Origin of the sequence: Bradyrhizobium canariense, assembly GCF_900105125.1 — a bacterium.
GTDB lineage: Bacteria > Pseudomonadota > Alphaproteobacteria > Rhizobiales > Xanthobacteraceae > Bradyrhizobium > Bradyrhizobium canariense_A.
The window spans coordinates 2,839,238-2,858,706 of record NZ_LT629750.1 but is presented as its reverse complement, the minus strand read 5'-3'; the positions used below and the strand labels follow the sequence as shown (position 1 = coordinate 2,858,706).

Below are 19,469 nucleotides of genomic sequence, written 5' to 3'. Positions count from 1 at the left end.
GGCGATACTTCCTATCCATATTCCGGACCGGCAACGGCAAACGGGAGGTCTGCGGCTTGTGTCGTGGCGCGGCCGAAGCGCATGCGCTGAAACGGCCGCTCACTGGTCCAGCCGGAGTTGGTCAGGCCGTCGAGAAATTCGCTTTGAGAGGTCACCGCGTCGATCAGCACCGGGCGGGTCTCGTTGCGAGCGATTTCATCGACTAGCGCAAGCGCGCTTTCCGGATCATCCGCAAACAAGGGGCCGATATGCCGGGCGGCGCGGCCGTCGCGAACGAGCGACATGGCCGCGCCGTTCGACAACACGCGCGAAGCGGGACGCGCGCTGAGTTCGCTCAGCAAATCGCCGCGGTCAAAACCCATGGCGCTGATATCGCGGGCGGCGAATTCGGTGAGATCGCAGGCCGATAATCCTCCGCGAGTTTGCGCGGGCGTCTGGGACTCCAGACGAAGGCGCCGCAATTGCAGCGTTGGCGTGAAGCCGAGGGGACCGTAGACGGCCGCGCCGGCGGGCGTTGCGTCAAGCCAGGTGGTAAGGCCCCGTTTTGTCGCGGTATCGAGACACGCATCGACCAATCGGGTCGCCAAGCCGCGACGGCGCCAGCTCGCGGTCACCAGCACCATGCTGATCCAGGCGTCGCTGGATGTATAGGGCAGTAGTGCTGCGGTGGCGACCAATTGGCCGTCTTTGTCGCGCACGCCGAACACGGTTCCTTTACTCAGGAAAAATCGCCAATCCGCTTCGTTCTGGTTCCAGTGCGCTTCGGCCGACAATGCGAGTCCGGCGAGCGCATCGCTGGGATCGAGCCGGACAATAGCAGGCTCGTCAATAACGGCCATCGCGCACCTCGTATTTGGTGGGCTTGCCAAGGCTCGGCATCGATCGCGCGACCCAGTCCGCGGTCCAGGCGATCAGTTGCGCGGTATCGACGATCGGCAGGCCGAATAGTTTTACCGCCTGCGATGTGTCGGTGAGCCATGCGGTCGGCTCTTCCTTGCCGACGATGACCGGTTCACGGCCGAGCCGTGCGCCGAACTTTGCCGCGAGGTCCCGCACGGCGAGGATCTCGTGACCGCTGACATTAATCGGCGAGGTCGGCGTGTCGCAATGGGCAAGGCAGCGCAACGCCTGCGCGGAAGCATCGCCCTGCCAGATGAAGTTGACATGGCCGAGGCTGACGTCGATCGGTTTGCCCTGCCATACTTTGGAGGCGATGTCGTGCAGCACGCCGTAGCGCATGTCGATCGCGTAATTCAGCCGGAACAGCCGGCCGGGGGTGGCGAACTTGTGTGAGAAATATTCGAACATCCGCTCGCGTCCAACGCAGGACTGCGCGTACTCGCCGGGCGGATTGGGCGCCATGTCCTCGTCCGAGCCTTTTCCATCGACCGGTACGAACGGATAGACGCAGCCGGTGGAGAACGCCACGATCCGCGAATCCCGGAAGGCTTGCGCGATCAGCACAGGAACATGGGCATTCATCGCCCAGGTCAGCGACAGGTCGCCCTCGGCGCCGAACTTGCGCCCGGCCATGAACACGATGTTCGGTATCTTCGGCAGCGAATGGATGGCGGCTTCATCGAGCAGATCGCAGTTGATGGTCTCGATGCCGCGACTCTCCAGCCAGATTTTCACACTGGCATCGCTGAAGCGTGCCACGCCGATGACCCGGCGACCGGGCACAGCCGCCTTGGCGAGACCGGCCAGCGTCGGTCCCATTTTGCCGGCGACGCCGAGGATCATGATATCGCCGTCGATCCTCGCGAGATCATCGATCAGCGCCTGGCTGGGCCGGCACAACAGATCCTCAAGGGCTGAGATATCAGGGATCGTCTCCGGCAGGTTGTCGCGCGTCAGCAGCATGTCTTGTTCCCGATTTTCTTATTGCAGCCTGACGTCCCTGACCACGAACAGCCGTTCGAGACCAAGAACCAGGCCGTACAGCGCGACGCCAAGTAACGTCAGAAACACCACCGCCATCACCATGGCGGGGGTGTCGAGCGAGGATTGCACCTGAATCATCAGGTAACCGAGGCCGCGATCGGAGGCGATGAACTCGCCGACGATCGCGCCGGCCACGGCCAGGATGGCGCCGACCTTCATCCCGGAAAACACATAAGGCAGCGAGCCCGGCAGCTGAATCTTGCGAAATAATGTCCAGCGCGACCCGCGCAACGATTTCACGAGGTCCAGGAGATCAGGTTCGACCTCGCGCAATCCACGCGCGGTGGTCAGCAGGATCGGAAAAAAGCAGATGCTGAACGCGATCAGGATATTTGGCAGGATCCCGTAGCTGAACCAGACAATGAACAGCGGCCCCAATGCCACCTTCGGAATCATGTTCAGCGTGACGAACAGCGGCAGCAGCAGCAGGCTCGCCAATGGCGACCAGCTGAACGTCACGGCCAGCGCAACGCCGACCAGAGCGCCAAGACAGAACCCGCCGAGAATTTCGATCGCCGTGACCAGGATATTCGGAAGCCAAGCATATTTGGCGGAGCCGAGTGTTGCAAGCGTCGCAAGCGGCGAGGGCAGAATGAACTTCGGCACATGAAACGCGTCGACCAGAACTTGCCAGAGCACGATCACGACGAGGTGCACGATCAGGATGATCGCCAGAGATCGCGCCGGTCGTGCTCCCTCACCGAGCAAGGTTTAACCCTCCAATACGCCGTCGCTTGACTAACGCAGAGTGCCAATCTAGCGCGACCGTCGCCAGGTTTCAACCATCTGGTTGATTAGAGAACTTAAGGCCGCAGCGCTTGCAGGACCAGGTCGACCACATGTTTGCGGCGGGCGCGCTTGGCGGCCGCGCTGCCGAGGTCCTTGCCGAAGATCGCCGACAGGGTAGGCGTATTCGAGAAAAAGAAGTAGCTGAGGCCCGCGATCGAAATATAGAGATGGACCGGGTTGACCCCCTTGCGAAAGATTCCGGCGCGCACGCCCTCGCGCAGGATCTTCGAAACCATGCTGACCAGAGGCGAATGCATGGCCTCGAGCTTTCTCGAACCCCGTACATGCCGCGCGCCGCCGCGGTTTTCATCGTTGAGAAGCAGGATGAAATCGGGATGGGCTGCGAGGTGATCGAAAGAACCCTCGATCAATTTCCGGATCGCCTGCTGCGGCGGCAGCCCCTCGAGGTTGAGCTTGCGCTCCTGGGCCCGGATTTCCTCGTAGACCCATTCAAGGACGGCGAGGTAGAGCGCGTCCTTGTCGCCGAAATAGTGATAAACGAGCTGCTTGTTGACGCCCGCGCGGTCGGCGATCTCGTCGACCCGCGCGCCGGCGAGGCCGCTATTGGCGAATTCGCGCCGTGCCGCCGTCAGCAGTTTTTGCCGCGTGCCGGCCGGGTCGCGCCGCTGCGGCTTTTTGTCGTTCGATCGTGGTTTAGGCATTTCCAACCAGATAGTTGACAATTCGGTCTGTCCCTTGTTGCATTGGTAGCGTCACGGGCGTGCCGCGACAAGGCCGCGCTTGCCAACAGGGAGCTTGCCATGAAGTGTCTTCGGATAGCGGGATTGGCGCTCGCACTCGCGGCGCCAGCGGCTCCCTTGCATGCCGCCGAGTCCGTCAATCTGATCTTGAACTGGACGCCGACGGCCGATCATTCACCGTTTTATTACGCCAAGGCGCAGGGCTGGTACGAAAAGGCCGGTATCGATCTCACCATCGAGGTCGGCAAGGGATCCGGCGTTTCGGCGCTGAAGGTCGGATCCGGCGGCTCGCCATTCGGTATCGCCGACCTCGCCACCATGCTGGTCGCGCGCAGCAAGGGCGCCGACGACGTGGCGCTAATGAGCATCTATGCCAATACCGGCCAGACCTTTTACTGGCTGAAAAGCTACGGCGTTAACGGGGTCAAGGATTTCCCCGGCCACAAGATCGGCAATCCGCCCGGCGATGCCTCGCGGGTGATGTGGCCGGCCTTCGCCAAGGCCGCCGGTATCGCGCCGGACTCGGTGAACTTCGTCAATGTCGGGCCGACCGCCAAGATCGCGGCGCTGAAGAGCCACACCGTCGATATCATCAGCGATTTCTACAACGAGCATGATCTAAAGGTGAGCGAGTTCGGCAGCGACCTTGGTTTCATCAACTGGAAGGATATCGGACTTAATCCTTACGGCAATTCATTGATCGTTAATGGCGCGTTTCTGCAGAAGAACCCGAAGCTGGTCGAGGATTTTGTCCGAATCACCCAGAAGGCCTATGCGGCCTGTGTCGCCGATGCCGCGCCGTGCCTGAAGGCATTGCTCGATCAAGTGTCCGGCCTCGACGAGCAGGTGCAGAAGAACCAGTGGGAACGGATCAAGTTCCTGATGACCGACGACTTCACCACGACCAAGGCGCTTGGCTGGATCGACGGCGAGCGGATGAAGAAGGATTACGAGTTGGTGCAGACCTATCTCGGCATGGAGAAGCCATTCCCGGTCGACAGCGCCTTTACCACTGGGATGCTCGATACCTCGATCAAGATGGATGCGAGCAAGGTGAGGAAGTGAAGAAAAAAGGAAAATTTAGATCGTCATTGCGAGCGTAGCGAAGCAATCCAGAACTGTTAGTGCTGGATTGCTTCGTCGCTTCGCTCCTCGCAATGACGCGAGGTTGGCATGCCTCACTGCTGCGGGATGCCGGAAGCTTTGACCACAGTGGTCAGCTTCTCGTAGTCCGCTTTCATCAGGCTCGCCAACCCATTCAGCGGCATCGGCTTGCCCGGGATGTCGGCGACCGCGAGCTGACGCTGAACATCAGGATTTTCCAGCGCCTTGTTGATCCCATTGTGGATTTTTTCGACAATATCATCCGGCGTTGCCGCGGGCACATAGATTCCGTACCAGGAAACATAGGACGCGCCGGGATAGCCGGCTTCGGCGATGGTCGGCACGTCAGGAAGATCCGGCACGCGCTTGTCGGTAAAGACCGCAAGCGGCTTTGCGGTGCCGTCCTTGATGTGCGGCAGCGCCAGCGCGAGGGACACGACCTCGAAATTCATCCGGTTCGTCATCAGGTCGACCAGCGCCGGCGGCTGGCCCTTGTAGCCGATATTGGCGAGATCGATGTTGGCAACATTGAACAGCTTCTTCGCGGTCAAATCGATCGACGAGCCGGTGCCTGGATTTCCGAAGTTGAGCTGACCCGGTCTCTTGTGTGCATATTCCACGAAGTCGGCGAGCGTCTTGACCGGCATTGAGGGATTGACGACGGCGACGCTTTGATTCCAGACCGCAAGTCCAACGCATTTGAAGTTCTGCATCGGATCCCAGCCGGCGTCCTTGTATAGAGTGGGATTGACCAGCACTGCAGGGCCTGTGACCAGCCAGGTGTAGCCGTCCGGATCGCTTCTGGCGACGGACGCTGTGCCGATGTTGCTGTTGGCGCCGGGTCTCGAATCCGAAACGATCGCCTGTTTCCAGTCGCGGCCGACCTGCTCGGTCACGGCACGGGCGACGATGTCGACGATGCCGCCCGCCGGGTAGGGCACGACGACATGGATCGGCCGGTCCGGATAGCTGCTCTGCGCCTGCGCGGATAAATCCGTGCCAAACAACAGCGCCGCAACGCTTGCGGCCAGAGCGGCCGCGCGGATTGCGCTCATTGATTCCTCCCATGGTCGCAACGTCGTTTCGTCGACGTGTTTTCTGATCCGATTGGCGTAACGAAGTCGGTGCTGTGGCGCGGTGTTTCCCTAGACGTTGGCAACGAGCGATCGAATGCTGCGCGCGAGGCCGAGGATTCGCGGCCCGCATTCGCGCTCGATCTGCTCGGCGCTGAATCGAAACGAGGGAATGCCGCAGTTCACCGACAGGCAGTCGCCCGCCGGCGTACGATAGAGCGGCGCCGCGACACCAAATATCTCCCGCCGCCACTCGCCAAGCGAGATGGCAAATCCCCGTTCCTTGCAAAGCTCAATATCCGGCAGCGTCCGTGTTCGAACGTATTCGATCTCGTCCGGGCGCTCCGTCCTGGTGGTTTGCACGTAGAGTTCGAGCTCTTCCGGGGTGGAGAGTGACAGCAATGCGCGCCCGACCGCCGTGGTGGCGAGCGATCCCGTAAACCCGACGTCGGGAATGTGCGGCACCGCGTCGGTGGTGCGCAGGGTTTCGACATAGATGAAGTCGAGACCGAACGGCATCGCGATCGATACGGTGCCGCCCGCATAGGCTGCGAAGTCGCGCATCAGCGGCCGCGCCAGTTGCCGGACTTTCAGCGCTGACAGCACGGGATATGCCGCGGCCAGGATGCCAAGGCCGAGCTCGAAGCGGCCCTTGGCATCGCGCTTGAGATAGCCGAGTTGCGCCAGCGTGTAGGTGAGCCGCGATACCGTCGGCCGGGACAGGCCGGTATGCAGCGCGAGGTCGGCGTTCGACAGCGAGCCGGGGCTGTTGCGGAAAGTGGCCAGCACATCCAGCCCATGCGCCAGGGTGGTCGCGAACGAGGGATCGGTTTGATCTCCCGCCATTTTGGACCGGGATAGCGCGGACGAACCTGAGGACGGTGCAGCCATGCTAAATAATGAACACGATATGAAATTTTGTCAATATATCGAAACATATTTGCCATCCGTTCTAATATGCGTTTAGATGTCGCTCCATCAGCGGGGAGACATCATGGATTTCGAGCTTTCCGGCCGGTCGGAACAGTGGCGCAAGAAGCTGCAGACGTTTTTCGATCAGGAGGTGCTCCCCCGTCACCGCGCCTGGGTCGACCACGTTGCGAACCATCGCGAAGCGCCGCCTTTCATGGGCGATCTGCAACAGAAGGCGCGGGCGGCGGGATTGTGGAATCTCGGTCTGCCCGAACTTGCGGCCGACGAGCCGGGGACCCGTCTTTCAAACCTTGAATACGCGCCGCTGGCCGAGATCATGGGGCGGCTGTTCTGGGCTTCTGAAGTCTTCAACTGTCAGGCGCCCGATGTCCCCAACATGATCGCGCTGCAGAACTGCGCGACATCTGAACAGAAGCAACGCTGGCTGCGGCCGCTGCTCGAGGCCAAGACCCGTTCGGCATTCGGGATGACCGAACCTGATGTCGCGTCGTCGGACGCCACCAATATCGCGACCAGAATGATCCGCGACGGTGATGACTACATCATCACCGGGCGTAAATGGTTCATCACCGGCGCGGCGCATCCGCGATGCAGTTTCCTGATCGTGTTGGGTGTGACCGACCCGGACGCGGAGCGAACCCGTCGCCATTCCTGCATCATCGTGCCGATGGACTCGCCGGGCGTCCGCCTGGTTCGGTCGCTGCGCTGGATGGGCTGCGAGGATCACGTGGCGCCGATCGGCGAACTCGCCTTTGACAATGTCCGCGTGCCCAGAGCGAACCTGCTTGGCGGAGAGGGCGAAGGCTTCAAGGTCTCCCAGGTCAGGCTCGGACCCGCGCGGATCCATCATTGCATGCGCTCGATCGGGCTGTGCGAGCTCCTGATCGAATTGATGATGGTGCGGTCGGCGGAACGCTCGGCGTTCGGCCGCACCGTGATTCAATATGACACCATACAACGCTGGATTGCCGAATCCCGTGTCGAGCTGGAGCAGGCGCGCTTGCTCGCCTATCGCTGCGCGTGGCGGCTGGATCAGAGCGGCCATCATGGCGCAAGTTCTTCCATAAAGACAAGTTCTTCCATAAAGAATTGGCGCGACGTGTCGCTGATCAAGGTCGCGGTGCCCGCGATGCTGCAGCGGATCGCCGACCGCGCCATGCAGGTGTTCGGCGCCATGGGCGGATCGGATGATACGCCGATCCATCAGGCGCTGGCCTGGGGACGCTTGCTCCGGATCGGCGATGGTCCGGACGAGGTGCACCTGCGGCAGATATTCCGCATGGAGCCGATGCCTTCGTGGTCGGTCGAAAGCTCGCCCTATCTCGCGGCGCATCCGTCATGACCTTGGAGTTCGTCATGTCCGGGTCATGCCCGGCCATGACGACAGAGAAACTCATTTCAAGCGTAGATGGACGAGGGAGGACAATGACATGACCGAGACAGCCAACAACGAAGCCCCCAAGGAAACCCCCAAGGAAGCCTCGGCATCGGTTGTCGCGCAGCACGCCGCGACTCTGAAAGCGCTGCCGTTTTCGGATACGCGCGATTTCGACGAGGCGGCGCGCGGCTTTCTGGGCACGATTGAGAATGCGAAGATTATGTCGGCGCAGGGCAGGGTGGTCTGGAGCCTTGAACCCTATGGCTTTCTCGCCGCCGCGGACGCGCCCACGACGGTCGACCCGAGCCTGTGGCGGCAGTCGCGCCTCAACATGCATCACGGCCTGTTCGAGGTAGTGCCCGGCGTCTACCAGATCCGCGGCCTCGACATCGCCAACATGACGCTGATCGAGGGCGATCGTGGCGTGATCGTGGTGGATACGCTGACCTCGATCGAAGGCGCGCGCGCCGCGATGGAGCTTTATTTCCAGCACCGCGGCAAGCGGCCGGTCACCGCTGTCATCTTCACCCACACCCATACCGATCATTGGGGCGGGGCGCGCGGTGTGCTGGACGACGAAACGCTGGCGAGCGGAAGCGTCCCGATCATCGCGCCCAATCTTTTCATGGAGCACGCCGTTTCGGAAAACATCATCGCGGGGCCGGCGATGCTGCGGCGCGCGCAATATCAGTTCGGGCCGTTCCTGGCGAAGGGGCCGCGCGGGCAGGTCGATTGCGGACTTGGCAAATCGATGGCGGCAGGCTCGGTCGCGCTGTTGCGTCCGACCGATCTGATCATCGCGACCGGAGACAAGCGAACCATCGACGGGCTGGAGTTCGAATTTCAGATGGCGCCGAACAGTGAAGCGCCGGCGGAAATGCATTTCTTCATTCCGCGCTACAAGCTGTTGAACCTGGCGGAAAACTGCACCCACAATTTCCACAATCTGTTGCCGTTCCGCGGTGCCGACGTGCGTGATGCGCTCGCCTGGTCGAAATATCTTGGCGAAGCGTTGCAGATGTGGGGTGGCAAGGCCGACGCCATGTGCGGCCAGCATCACTGGCCGGTCTGGGGCCAGGAGCGGATCGACACCATGATCCGCCAGCAGCGCGATCTCTATAAGTTTGCGCATGACCAGACCATCCGCCTGATGAATCACGGGCTCACGGCCCCCGAAATCGCCGAGACCATCAAGCTTCCGGCGAGCCTCGACGGTGCGTGGCACGGGCGCGGTTACTACGGCCATATCCGGCATAATGTGAAGGCGATCTACCAGAAATATCTCGGCTGGTACGACGCCAATCCGGTCAATCTCGATCCGCTGCCGCCGGTTGAGTCCGGCCGCAAATATGTCGAATACATGGGCGGCGCGGACGCGATCCTCGATCGCGCCGCCAAGGATTTTGCGAAGGGCGAATTCCGTTTCGTGGCGCAGGCGGTAAGCCATCTGGTGTTTGCCGAGCCCGACAACCAGCGCGCCCGCGCCATGCTCGCCGATACTTTCGAGCAGCTCGGCTATTCCGCCGAGAGCGCGACCTGGCGCAACGCCTATCTGTTCGGGGCGCAGGAATTGCGGCAGGGCATGCCGAAAGCGCCGCCGCGGCCGCCAATGCCGCGCGAGACGCTAGCGGCCTTGCGCACCGAGCAGCTATGGGACGTGCTCGGCGTCCGGCTCAACGGCCCCAAGGCCGAAGGCAAGCGCATCGTGCTCAACTGGAGTTTTACCGACACCAACGAGAATTTTGTTCTCAACCTCGAGAACTGCGCGCTGACCTATGTCGCGGGCGCGCAGGCATCCGCGGCAGACGCCAGCTTCACCCTGCCGCGCAGCACGCTCGACGAAGTGATCGCGAAGCAGACGACCTTTCCGGAAGCCGTGGCAGCCGGCAAGATCAAGTTCGCCGGCAATCCGATGCGGCTTGGCGAGCTGATGATGCTGATGGATGAATTCCCGCGCATGTTCGAGATCGTCGAGCCGAAGCGGACGGCGGTGGCGTAAGCGAAAAGCAGTCCAACGTCATTGCGAGGAGCGGAGCGACGAAGCAATCCATTCTTTCCTTCTGTGATGAGATGGATTGCTTCGCTGCGCTCGCAACGACGGTGAAGATATCGTAGCCCGGATGAGCGAAGCGATATCCGGGAGCGAATGCGATGCCGCCCCGGATATCGCTTGGCTCATCCGGGCTACGCTGCTCGCTCCAGTGATTCTGCTGTCCAGTTCTGTTTTCGAAATTATTTCGCTTCCTTGCCTGCTAGAAACAGCTGTAAGCCGAATCTGTCCCGCCCCAAACAGGGGCGTATCGCGATCGTCACGGACGCGGGGCGGGATGCGGTGGACGCGGCAGCGTCGGGCGTGTGACGTGATCGTAGGGCGGGTTTCCCGTGAGCGGTCAACGGCGCGCAGACGACAGATGTTGCTGCGGACGGCGAAGTCGTGTGGTCCTGACGCCTCGACGCCGGCGTCAAGTTCAGCGGAGGCGAAGTCGGCCCGACCGGGCTCTGACAAAACCTTCATCCGCTGGACGACGGTGACAAGAAAGCCCGATCACCGGGGAGAGCGCGAAGGAAACCGTTAAAACCATTGCGTGCGGGAATGCCGGGTGAACCCGGTGGACTCGTGGTGACTAACTCGTGTGCCATCTCACTTTTACACACGAGGCTGCGGGTGCGGCGGGCACCCGGCATTCCCCACGCCCTCCGGGCGGATGATTCCTGCACAACCCGGGCGCATCGCGCCGTGGGATCGCGGACGCGCATCTTTTTCTCGGCTGTTTGAAAATTTGGATCGAGGCTAGCGGCCGTCATTGCGAGCGCAGCGAAGCAATCCAGAGCCAAGTTGAAGATTCTGGATTGCTTCGTCGCTTCGCTCCTCGCAATGACGACGGAGTGTTTCGCTAGATCCCCAGATACGCCGCCTGTACCTGCTTGTTGTTGGCGAGTTCGGCGCTGGTGCCCTGCATGATCACATTGCCGCTTTCCAGCACGTAGGCGCGCTGAACCAGCGACAGCGCGCGGCTGACATTCTGCTCGACCAACAAGATGGCGGTGCCCATCTTGTGGATTTCGCCGATCTTCTCGAAGGTCACATCGGTCATGACGGGGGCCAGGCCCAACGAGGGTTCGTCAAGCATCAAAAGCCGCGGCTTCAGCATCAGGCCGCGGCCGACCGCGAGCATCTGCTACTCGCCGCCGCTCATGGTGCCCGCCAGTTGCTTCTTGCGGTCGGCCAATCGCGGAAAGATGCCATAGACCAGCTCAAGGGTACGGCTGCGTTCCGCTTTCGCCTTCGGCACGTAGGAGCCGATCTCGAGATTTTCCTGCACGGTCATGTCAGGGAAAACCTGGCGGCCTTCCGGCACATGGGCGATCCCCAATTCCGGAATTTTATGCGGCGGAAGCGACGCGAGATTGACGCCGGCAAACGTCACCATGCCCGATGTCATTTTCACGAGGCCGGAGACTGCGCGCAGGGTTGTGCTTTTGCCGGCACCGTTGGCGCCCAACAGGCCGACAGCTTCACCTTCGCCGATCTCGATGCTGACATTGTGGATCGCCGGCACCGACCCGTAGCTTGCGCTCACGCCTGATAATTGGAGCACTAGCTCTCTCCCGCGGTCGGTGGATGCACATAGGAGCCCAAATAGGCGCGGACCACCTCCGGATTTTCCACGATCTCCTTAGGGGAGCCTTCGGCGATCTTCTGCCCGTGATCGAGCACCACGATGTGACGGGCAACCGCCATGATGGCGCGCATCACGTGTTCGACGATGACGATGGTAAGCCCGCGCTGGGAGAGCTTTCCAATCAGGCCGACCGCCTGGTCGATCTCGGATGGATTTAGCCCGGCCATCACCTCGTCGAGCAGCAGCAGCCGCGGCTGGGTGGCCAGCGCCCGCGCCATTTCAAGCCGGCGCTGATCGATCGTGGTCAGATCCTTCGCCGGCGTGTTCTCCTTGGCCGCGAGGCCGACGAACTCGATCACTTCGCGGGCCTTCTCACGCGCGACAGTGGCGTTCTTGTCGCGCAGGAAAGCGCCGGTCATGACGTTGGCGAGCACGGTCATGGCGCCAAACGGCTTTGCGACCTGAAACGTTCGCGCCAGGCCGTGCGCGCAGATATCATGAGGTTTCAGGCCGACGATCTCGCGGCCATAGGCCATCACCGAGCCTGAGTCGGGCCGATGAAAGCCGGTGATCAGATGAAAGCTCGTGGTCTTGCCGGCGCCGTTCGGTCCGATCAGTGCGACGGTCTCGTTTTCCTTCACCGAAAAACTGACGTCCTGCACGGCGCGCAGGCCGCCGAAGCGTTTGCTCAATCCACGGATAATTAGCGCGTCTGCCATGGCTGTCGCCTACGCTCGCGCCGGACGGCGGTGGACATAGCGCTGATAGGCGTCGGTCACGACTCCGATCAACCCGGTCGGCCGCCACAGAATGACGGCCATCAGGATCAGGCTGTAGACGGTTAGTTGCAGACCGGCGATCGAGCTGCCGAGCCAGCTTTGCAACAGCGTGGATGTCGTCTCCAATAAGATGGTTCCGATCACCGGTCCCCATAACGTTCCGATGCCGCCGACGATCGACACCAGCGCGGCCTCGATCGAGATATTGAAACTGAAGGCGGTCGCGGGATCGATGAAGTAGATGTATTGGGTATAAAACGTGCCGGCCAGCGCGGTGAGGAAGGCGCTGATCATGTAGATGTTGCGCTTCATGCTCGGCGCGTTGACGCCGATGGCTTCGGCAGCGTCTTCATCCTCGCCGATGGCGACGAGATAATAACCCATCCAGGAGTTTTCGATCCGGTAGGTGATCGCGAGCCCGAAGGCGAGCAGTCCGAGCACGACGTAATAGTAAGAGGATTTTGCGTCGAACTGCATCATCAGCGGTGCGTTGCCGAGATTTGGAATGGTCGTGCCTTCGGCGCCCCAGGCGAAGTCGCGAAATTTCAGGAAGATCAGCATCAACGCTTGCGCGGTCGCGATGGTGGCGATGGTGAAATAAGGGCCGCGCAGGCGGAAACACAGCCAGCCGATCGGCAGGCTCGCCAGCATCGCCACCACGCCGCCCGCGACCATCCCGATCCAGGGCGAGATGCCGAAATCGACCTGCATGATCGTCGAGGTGTAGGCGCCCAGTCCGAAATAGGCGGCGTGTCCCAGCGACAACTGCTTGGCGTACCCGCCCATCAGATTCCAGGCGACCCCGATGAAGGAGAACAGCAGGATGCGGATGAAGATGTCGATCGCAAAACCGTTGGTGACCACCTGCGGCAGCACGATCATAACCGCGGCAAGCGCCGCGATCGAAAGCACGCTCCATTTGCTGATTTTGTGCACTAGCGCGCTCTCCCGCCGCCAAGACCGTTGGGCTTAAAGGCCAGCGTCAGAAGAAGCATGGCGAACACGACGATCAATCCGGAATCGGCGCCGACATATTGAATGCCGAGCGACTCCGCTACTCCCATCATCAGGCTGGCGATCAGCGCACCCATGACGTTTCCAAGCGTTCCCAGCACCACAGCGACAAACGCCATCAGCACGAAGACTTGTCCGACAAATGGGTAGGCCGAGTAGAACGGCATCAGCAGCGAGCCTGCCGCGCCGGCCAGCGCCAGCGCGATGCCGAGCGCGACGCAGAACACGCGGTTGGGATTGATGCCCATCAATGTAGCGACGTCCCGGTTCTGGGATGCGGCGCGCATCGCCTTGCCGAGATCGGTGGTGTGCAGGAACACCCAGAGCGCTCCGCTCAGGATCATCGCGACGACAAAGGCAATGAGTTTTGCCACCGGGATATAAAGGCCGCCGAGATGGAAGGCTTCATCCGAATAGGAGGTGTGGACGGTGCGGTAGTTCGCGCTGAACAACATCAGCGCGAGGTTCAGCAGCAGCAGCGACAAGGCAAATGTCAGGAAGATCTGGGGCATGTCGTTCGGCCCCAGCACCCTGCGGATCAGAAAATGCTGGATCAGCACGCCCGCCAAAAACAGCACCGGCATGGTGACGACCAGCGATACCAGCGGATCGATGCCGAAATAGGTGGCGAGAAAGAAGCTGATATACATCCCGATCATCACGAATTCGCCCTGGGCGAAATTGACGATCTTGACCACGCCGAAGATCAGCGTGACGCCGATGCTGACGAGCGCGTAGATGCCGCCGATGAGCAGGCCGTTGATCACGGCCTGGGTCACTGTCTCCAACATCTGATCCGACCGGCGTCAGGTTTTCAGCAGCGGTGCGCGGGCATCTTCCTTCGGAAACACGCTGGCCAGATCGCCGTTCTGCCACTGCACCCCGACCGGGCGGCCATATACGTTCTTGCCGTCGGGGCCGAATTTGACCTTTCCGCCCGGCGCCATTGCCGCGTAGCCCGACGAAACGTCGAGCGTCGACAGCGCTTCGCGAACCTTTTGCGGATCGGGGGAGCCTGCACGCTCCAGCGCGTCGGCGATCATGAAGGTCTGCGCGACCAAGCCGCCGGCATATTCGAACAGGAAATCGCCGGTGCGCTTTTTGTATTCGGCATTCACCTTCTGGGCGTTGTCGTCCATGTCGTGGTTCCAGTGCGCCACACCCTGCAAGCCTTCTGCGAGCTTGCCGACATTCTTGTAGAAATCCGGGATCACGAAGCCGCCGGAGCCGCCGTTGATCGCGATATCGAGGCCGACCTGCTTGACGGTCCGCACGATCAGAATGAGGTCGTTGAGGTAGGAAACCGAGAACAGGGCGTTGGCGCCTGACGATTTGACCTTGTTGATCAGCGGGCTCGCGTCGGTGAACCCGGCAGAGTAGGGCTCGAACATGACGATCTCGACGCCCTCGGCGGGCGCCAGCTCCTTGAGCCCGTTCGAGGTCGAGGTGCCGAACGCGGTATTCTCGAAGATCACGGCGACCTTCGGCTTGTCGCTGACGAGTTTCGCCATCTGCAACTGCGCCCGCGCAAACTGCGAGGCGCGCGCAAACGGCGTGAAGGTGTAGGTCCGTCCCTTGTTGAGCTGATCTGAACTCGAACCGGTAAGCAACGGCACCTTTGCGCGTTCCGCCACTTCGCTGGCGATCAGCGTCAGCGCGCTGGCGAAGCAGCCATGGATCGCCGACAATTTATTTCCGGTAATCAGCCGGTCGGTTTCGGTGCGGGTGACCGTGGTGTCGCTCTGCACGTCGGAGAGGATCAGGTTGAGTTTGGCGCCGCCGAGCGATTTGATGCCGCCGGCGTCGTTGATCATCTCGACCGCGAGTTTGGCCGCAGCGACGCAGCCGACGCCGATTTGCGCCATGCTTCCGGTGGTTGGATAAAGCGCGCCGATATTGACGGGGTCGGCGGCCCAGCCGCGCAATGGCACCGCGCCGAATGCGCCGGCGGCAAGCACGCCGCCTGTCTTCAGAAGGAATTGGCGGCGGCTCTGCGGCTTCGACAGAGTTGGATTTGCGCTGTTCTTGCGGCCGAGGACGGATTGCTGGCGATCTTTTTTCATATCGTCTCCCCCTGTGCGATCCGCCGCAGACTTCAGTCTGCTCGTCCGCTCGTTTTGTTATTCGGCGGGGATCGTAGTCCCGTTGAATATTGTTTACAATATAGTTTTCAATATTATTCTCCCCGATGCGGGCTGCGCCGGGTGCGGCGTCTCTCGATCGGAGAACATATGGCCGGAAAGCCACTCACACGGGCGGATGGGCGAGCGGCCAAATCCGGTTCGGCGCTCGAAGCGCCGGCGCGCGAACCCGCGGCAGCCATCATCATCGCGCGGAGTATCGAGGAAGATATCGTTCTCGGACGACGTCTGCCGCGAGAGCGTTTGATCGAGCAGGATCTCTGCGATCTGTTCCAGACCCACCGCGGCGACGTGCGGCTGGCGCTTTTCGAGCTGGAAAAAAAGGGCCTCGTCGAACGCATCCCCAATCGCGGCGCCATGGTCCGCGGACTAACGCCTCAGGAAGTGAAGGAGATTTACGCGGTTCGGGAAGAACTGGAAGTGATGGCGGTCCGCATCATTCCGTTTCCGGTTAGCGCGCAGGATATTGAACGGCTGGAAGAACTGCAGCGCCAGCACGCCGCAGCCGTCACTGCGGGCGAACTGCTGACCGTCTTTTACAGCAACCTTAGCTTTCACCAGGCTTTGTTCGGGCTCTGCGGCAATGCCAGCCTGATCGAAACGATCGATCTACTGGCGCAGAAGGTCTACGGGATCAGGTTCTACGCCAATGCGTTTCCTGAATCACTCGACCGCGCGCGCCTTGATCATCTGGATATGATCAAGGCGCTTCGCGGATCGCGGCGGGACGATTTGATCGCGCTCACCCGGCGTCACCTCAAGCCCTCTCCGGAAGCCTATATCAAGGCCTATGAGCGGCGCTTCGGCAAAACCGAGTCGATCCCCGGAAATTAATCTCGGCTATTCGGCGCTGCTCACCAGCTTGATGCGAGGCTTGGCGGCTTCCATCAGGCTGCGATAGGCGGCGAGGTAGTCGAGCGCCATGCGGCGCGCGGTGAAGCGTGTTTCAAACTGCTTGCGGATCGCGTTGCGGTTCAAATCCGGAAGCCGGTTGACGGCGGCCACAGCACTGGTTTCGTCTTCGACGATAAAGCCGGTCAGGCCCTCATCGATGATCTCGGGAACCGAACCGCGATTATAGGCGATCACCGGCGTGCCGCACGCCATCGACTCGATCATGACGAGGCCGAACGGCTCGGGCCAGTCGATCGGCAGCAGCAATCCGATAGCGCCGCTCAAAAAGTCTGATTTTTCGTGATCGCTGATCTCGCCGATATATTCGATAAGCGGGTGAGCCATCAGGGGACGAATAATCTCGTCGTAATATTCCTGGTCGGCGCGGTCCACCTTCGCAGCGATCTTCAGCGGAATGCCGCATCGGATCGCGATCTTGATGGCGCGGTCGACGCCTTTTTCGGGGGCGATCCGGCCCAGCACGGCGAGATAACCTGGAGTCACCGGCTGTGGCGTCAGCAATTTTTCCGGCAAACCATGATGGATGGTCCGCACCCAATTGGCCTGCGGTACCGGCCGCCGCTGCGCGTTGGAGATCGAAATCACCGGAACGGCGGAGAAGGTGGTGAACACAGGTTGATGCTCAGGCAGATCCAGTCTGCCGTGCAGCGTCGTCAGGAAGGGAGTCGGTTGCCGGTAGAACAGCGAGAACGGATAATAATCGAGATGAAAGTGGAGGAAGTCGAATTCCTCGTCGTCGCATTTTTGCCGAACGCGTTCCAGCATCACCATATGGAGCGCGTTGGGATCGCGGACGGAGCCGTCAAGGCGCAGCGCCCTTGGCCATGTCGCGTCCAGTTTCGCGGAGGTATGGGAGTCGCCGCTGGCGAACAGCGTCACGTCATTTCCCAGCGCCACCAGCTCCTCGGTCAGCCAATGTACCACCCGCTCGGTGCCGCCATATAGCTTGGGCGGTACAGCCTCCGTTAGCGGTGCAACCTGCGCGATGCGCATCTATCCGTCTCCTGTCATGGTCTGAGTGAAAAAAGCCCCACTTTGCGGTTGGCACCGGCATGCCGGACAGGGAACGTTTCTGCATATGCGAAGTTCCCAAAGAAGCGCACTTCCTCCACGCCAAGGCCATGCTGATGCCACCACGCCCGATCAGATTTGTGCCGTTGTTACTGGTGCAGAATTATTGCGCGGTGATGGCGACACGGTGGGAGCTGCAAGAAAGCACCCGCCGACCATTCGAGTGAAACACAGTGAGACAAGATTTCTTCTTCTCTACCAAAGGGTTTGCAGGCATATGGACAATCTTTCAGGATATGCGCACCGACCGCTCGCCTTCGTGCTGCGCTATCTCCGCCAGCGCCCAGGACCTCACGCGGTCATCCTGATCGCGGTTGCTGCAGCGGTAGCTTGTTCCGTGGGCACGCAATATGGCGTCAAGAACCTGGTTGACGGATTGACTGGCGGTCCGGCCCGTGCGGGCAGCGTATGGCTGGCATTCGTTTTTCTCATGTCGCTGATCGCGGCAGACAATTTTCTGTGGCGGATCGCGAGCTGGACAGCGAGCTTTACCTTTGTCGGTGTGACCGGCGACCTCCGCCGCGACATATTTCGTCATTTGACCGGACACGCGCCGAGCTACTTCTCCGACCGCCTGCCGGGAATGCTGACCAGCCGCATTACGGCCACATCCAATGCCGTCTTCACCGTCGAAAACATGTTTGTCTGGAATGTGATACCGCCGTGCTTTGCGACGGTTGCGGCGATTGCGCTGATCAGCACGGTCAGTCCGGCGATGGCGGGCGGGTTGATCGTCGTTGCCGTGGCCATGGTGTTTGCGCTGTTCAAGCTGGCCGCCGCGGGCAAGCCACTGCATGACGATTTCGCCAACAAGGCCGCTGCCGTCGATGGCGAGATGGTCGACGTCATCAACAACATGCCGTTGGTGCGCGCGTTTTGTGGTCTCAGATTCGAACACGACCGGTTTGATGAAACCGTCAACCGTGAATTGACCGCGCGAGGCCGTAGTCTCCGCTATCTCGAAAAATTAAGGCTCGCTCACGCCGCAGTTACGGTGGCCCTGATCATCGGTTTGCTGGCCTGGGCGATCATGCTGTGGCAACGTGGCGCCGCATCGACCGGCGATGTCGTTCTGGTCTGCACACTTGGAATTTCGATTCTGAGTGCGACGCGCGATCTTGCGGTGGCGTTGGTCGACGTGACCCAGCACGTCGCGCGGCTGACAGAAGCGATTGCAACGCTGCTGCTTCCGCATGAGCTGCAGGACCACCCTGAAGCCGAGCCTCTGGTAAAGGCAGGAGCGGCGATCACCTTCAACAACATCTCGTTCCGCTATCCCGGTGGTCTCAAGGTGTTCGAAAGATTCAACCTTCGTCTTCAGGCCGGCCAAAGGGTTGGGCTGGTTGGTCAGTCCGGCGGCGGTAAATCCAGCCTGTTCGTTTTGTTGCAGCGGTTCTACGACGTGCAGAAAGGCAGCATCACGATCGATGGTCAGGATATATCTCGCGTCACGCAGCAAAGCTTGCGCGAGGCGATCTCCGTCGTGCCGCAGGATATCTCGTTGTTTCAGCGCTCGATCCTGGAAAACATCCGTTATGGACGGCCGACGGCGACAGATGACGAAGTATTGCGCGCAGCCATCTCAGCCCGGTGCGATTTCGTCGAGACCTTGCCGGAGGGGCTCGCGACCATGGTCGGCGATCGCGGCGTAAAGCTTTCGGGTGGTCAGCGGCAGCGCATTGCGATTGCGCGCGCATTCCTGAAGGATGCGCCGATCCTGCTGCTCGATGAAGCCACCGCCGCACTCGACAGCGAATCCGAGGAAGCGATCCGCGAAGCATTGAGCCGCCTGATGCGCGGCCGCACCGTGGTTGCGATTGCCCATCGGCTGGCGACACTCCGCAATTTCGACAGGGTGGTGGTGTTGAGAGCCGGCAAGATCATCGAGGATGGTTCGCCGGATCGGCTGATGCAAGGCCAAGGCCCGTATCGTGAGCTGGTGACGCAGGAAATGAGCCGCCTTGCGACACATGCGGCCTGATGTATCGCGGTAGTGTTGAGTCC

18 protein-coding genes are annotated in these 19,469 nt (G+C 61.0%); 5 read left to right on the top strand and 13 right to left on the bottom strand.

All coding sequences use genetic code 11. From position 1 onward, the window contains the following. Positions 1 to 11 precede the first annotated feature (11 nt). From BLV09_RS13595 to BLV09_RS13580, 4 genes are all read right to left on the bottom strand, one after another. Positions 12 to 839, bottom strand: a complete 828-nt coding sequence (locus BLV09_RS13595) for a GNAT family N-acetyltransferase (protein ID WP_146687683.1) — start codon at positions 837 to 839, stop codon at positions 12 to 14. Next, on the bottom strand, positions 826 to 1,863 hold the full coding sequence (locus BLV09_RS13590; protein WP_146687682.1) for an NAD-dependent epimerase/dehydratase family protein: 1,038 nt from the start codon (positions 1,861 to 1,863) through the stop codon (positions 826 to 828). The genes BLV09_RS13595 and BLV09_RS13590 overlap by 14 nt, the downstream gene beginning before the upstream one ends. An 18-nt stretch (positions 1,864 to 1,881) precedes the next feature. Continuing rightward, positions 1,882 to 2,652 (bottom strand): ABC transporter permease, encoded by a 771-nt coding sequence (locus BLV09_RS13585; RefSeq protein ID WP_146687681.1) that lies wholly within the window; start codon positions 2,650 to 2,652, stop codon positions 1,882 to 1,884. Between the two features lie 95 nt (positions 2,653 to 2,747). Then, positions 2,748 to 3,395, bottom strand: a complete 648-nt coding sequence (locus tag BLV09_RS13580) for a TetR family transcriptional regulator (RefSeq protein ID WP_146687680.1) — start codon at positions 3,393 to 3,395, stop codon at positions 2,748 to 2,750. A 99-nt stretch (positions 3,396 to 3,494) separates the two neighbouring features. Between BLV09_RS13580 and BLV09_RS13575 the strand changes: the two genes are divergently transcribed. Further along, positions 3,495 to 4,499, top strand: a complete 1,005-nt coding sequence (locus tag BLV09_RS13575; RefSeq protein WP_146687679.1) for an ABC transporter substrate-binding protein — start codon at positions 3,495 to 3,497, stop codon at positions 4,497 to 4,499. Positions 4,500 to 4,612: 113 nt separating this feature from the next. On the opposite strand, the gene BLV09_RS13570 is transcribed toward BLV09_RS13575, so the two are convergent. Next, complete coding sequence (locus tag BLV09_RS13570) at positions 4,613 to 5,593, bottom strand: Bug family tripartite tricarboxylate transporter substrate binding protein (RefSeq protein ID WP_146687678.1); 981 nt, start codon at positions 5,591 to 5,593, stop codon at positions 4,613 to 4,615. A 90-nt stretch (positions 5,594 to 5,683) separates the two neighbouring features. Continuing rightward, a complete protein-coding gene (locus BLV09_RS13565; protein WP_167558717.1) occupies positions 5,684 to 6,457 on the bottom strand; it encodes an IclR family transcriptional regulator in 774 nt (257 codons plus the stop codon). A gap of 148 nt (positions 6,458 to 6,605) precedes the next feature. On the opposite strand from BLV09_RS13565, the gene BLV09_RS13560 reads away from it, so the two are divergent. Together BLV09_RS13560 and BLV09_RS13555 are read left to right on the top strand one after the other, a co-directional pair. Then, positions 6,606 to 7,886, top strand: coding sequence for an acyl-CoA dehydrogenase family protein (locus BLV09_RS13560; RefSeq protein WP_146687676.1), 1,281 nt, complete (start codon positions 6,606 to 6,608; stop codon positions 7,884 to 7,886). Between the two features lie 88 nt (positions 7,887 to 7,974). Next, the gene (locus BLV09_RS13555) at positions 7,975 to 9,921 is read left to right on the top strand and encodes an alkyl/aryl-sulfatase (protein WP_146687675.1); all 1,947 of its coding nucleotides are present in this window, start codon (positions 7,975 to 7,977) and stop codon (positions 9,919 to 9,921) included. Between the two features lie 895 nt (positions 9,922 to 10,816). Here BLV09_RS13555 and BLV09_RS38770 read toward each other — a convergent pair. The 6 genes from BLV09_RS38770 to BLV09_RS13525 are packed head-to-tail and all read right to left on the bottom strand — an operon-like array spanning position 10,817 to position 15,401. After that, positions 10,817 to 11,098, bottom strand: coding sequence for a hypothetical protein (locus tag BLV09_RS38770; protein ID WP_244549071.1), 282 nt, complete (start codon positions 11,096 to 11,098; stop codon positions 10,817 to 10,819). Between the two features lie 3 nt (positions 11,099 to 11,101). Then, positions 11,102 to 11,521 carry an ABC transporter ATP-binding protein gene (locus BLV09_RS38765; RefSeq protein WP_244549070.1) on the bottom strand — a complete coding sequence of 140 codons (420 nt, stop codon included), beginning with the start codon at positions 11,519 to 11,521 and terminating at the stop codon, positions 11,102 to 11,104. Next, positions 11,521 to 12,264 carry an ABC transporter ATP-binding protein gene (locus BLV09_RS13540; protein WP_146687674.1) on the bottom strand — a complete coding sequence of 248 codons (744 nt, stop codon included), beginning with the start codon at positions 12,262 to 12,264 and terminating at the stop codon, positions 11,521 to 11,523. Before BLV09_RS13540 ends, BLV09_RS38765 begins: the two co-directional genes overlap by 1 nt. Before the next feature lie 9 nt (positions 12,265 to 12,273). Then, on the bottom strand, positions 12,274 to 13,260 hold the full coding sequence (locus tag BLV09_RS13535; RefSeq protein ID WP_244549069.1) for a branched-chain amino acid ABC transporter permease: 987 nt from the start codon (positions 13,258 to 13,260) through the stop codon (positions 12,274 to 12,276). After that, on the bottom strand, positions 13,260 to 14,129 hold the full coding sequence (locus BLV09_RS13530; RefSeq protein ID WP_146687673.1) for a branched-chain amino acid ABC transporter permease: 870 nt from the start codon (positions 14,127 to 14,129) through the stop codon (positions 13,260 to 13,262). The genes BLV09_RS13535 and BLV09_RS13530 overlap by 1 nt, the downstream gene beginning before the upstream one ends. 15 nt (positions 14,130 to 14,144) lie before the next feature. Continuing rightward, complete coding sequence (locus tag BLV09_RS13525) at positions 14,145 to 15,401, bottom strand: ABC transporter substrate-binding protein (RefSeq protein WP_146687672.1); 1,257 nt, start codon at positions 15,399 to 15,401, stop codon at positions 14,145 to 14,147. A 168-nt stretch (positions 15,402 to 15,569) separates the two neighbouring features. Between BLV09_RS13525 and BLV09_RS13520 the strand changes: the two genes are divergently transcribed. Next, positions 15,570 to 16,313, top strand: a complete 744-nt coding sequence (locus BLV09_RS13520) for a GntR family transcriptional regulator (RefSeq protein WP_146687671.1) — start codon at positions 15,570 to 15,572, stop codon at positions 16,311 to 16,313. A gap of 6 nt (positions 16,314 to 16,319) precedes the next feature. Here the strand turns inward: BLV09_RS13520 and BLV09_RS13515 are convergent, their stop codons facing one another. Then, positions 16,320 to 17,387, bottom strand: a complete 1,068-nt coding sequence (locus BLV09_RS13515) for a glycosyltransferase family 4 protein (RefSeq protein ID WP_146687670.1) — start codon at positions 17,385 to 17,387, stop codon at positions 16,320 to 16,322. A gap of 295 nt (positions 17,388 to 17,682) precedes the next feature. Here BLV09_RS13515 and BLV09_RS13510 point away from each other — a divergent pair, with 295 nt between their 5' ends. Further along, positions 17,683 to 19,446 carry an ABC transporter ATP-binding protein gene (locus BLV09_RS13510; protein WP_146687669.1) on the top strand — a complete coding sequence of 588 codons (1,764 nt, stop codon included), beginning with the start codon at positions 17,683 to 17,685 and terminating at the stop codon, positions 19,444 to 19,446. Positions 19,447 to 19,469 lie beyond the last annotated feature (23 nt).

What these genes read in the sequence shown, in the direction of transcription:
- BLV09_RS13565 (WP_167558717.1), bottom strand. Translation starts at nt 6,457, where the DNA reads ATGGCGGGAGATCAAACCGATCCCTCGTTCGCGACCACCCTGGCGCAT.
- BLV09_RS13575 (WP_146687679.1), top strand. Translation starts at nt 3,495, where the DNA reads ATGAAGTGTCTTCGGATAGCGGGATTGGCGCTCGCACTCGCGGCGCCA.
- BLV09_RS13510 (WP_146687669.1), top strand. Translation starts at nt 17,683, where the DNA reads ATGGACAATCTTTCAGGATATGCGCACCGACCGCTCGCCTTCGTGCTG.
- BLV09_RS13560 (WP_146687676.1), top strand. Translation starts at nt 6,606, where the DNA reads ATGGATTTCGAGCTTTCCGGCCGGTCGGAACAGTGGCGCAAGAAGCTG.
- BLV09_RS13595 (WP_146687683.1), bottom strand. Translation starts at nt 839, where the DNA reads ATGGCCGTTATTGACGAGCCTGCTATTGTCCGGCTCGATCCCAGCGAT.
- BLV09_RS13580 (WP_146687680.1), bottom strand. Translation starts at nt 3,395, where the DNA reads ATGCCTAAACCACGATCGAACGACAAAAAGCCGCAGCGGCGCGACCCG.
- BLV09_RS13520 (WP_146687671.1), top strand. Translation starts at nt 15,570, where the DNA reads ATGGCCGGAAAGCCACTCACACGGGCGGATGGGCGAGCGGCCAAATCC.
- BLV09_RS13570 (WP_146687678.1), bottom strand. Translation starts at nt 5,593, where the DNA reads ATGAGCGCAATCCGCGCGGCCGCTCTGGCCGCAAGCGTTGCGGCGCTG.
- BLV09_RS38770 (WP_244549071.1), bottom strand. Translation starts at nt 11,098, where the DNA reads ATGCTCGCGGTCGGCCGCGGCCTGATGCTGAAGCCGCGGCTTTTGATG.
- BLV09_RS13540 (WP_146687674.1), bottom strand. Translation starts at nt 12,264, where the DNA reads ATGGCAGACGCGCTAATTATCCGTGGATTGAGCAAACGCTTCGGCGGC.
- BLV09_RS13590 (WP_146687682.1), bottom strand. Translation starts at nt 1,863, where the DNA reads ATGCTGCTGACGCGCGACAACCTGCCGGAGACGATCCCTGATATCTCA.
- BLV09_RS13530 (WP_146687673.1), bottom strand. Translation starts at nt 14,129, where the DNA reads ATGTTGGAGACAGTGACCCAGGCCGTGATCAACGGCCTGCTCATCGGC.
- BLV09_RS13525 (WP_146687672.1), bottom strand. Translation starts at nt 15,401, where the DNA reads ATGAAAAAAGATCGCCAGCAATCCGTCCTCGGCCGCAAGAACAGCGCA.
- BLV09_RS13555 (WP_146687675.1), top strand. Translation starts at nt 7,975, where the DNA reads ATGACCGAGACAGCCAACAACGAAGCCCCCAAGGAAACCCCCAAGGAA.
- BLV09_RS13515 (WP_146687670.1), bottom strand. Translation starts at nt 17,387, where the DNA reads ATGCGCATCGCGCAGGTTGCACCGCTAACGGAGGCTGTACCGCCCAAG.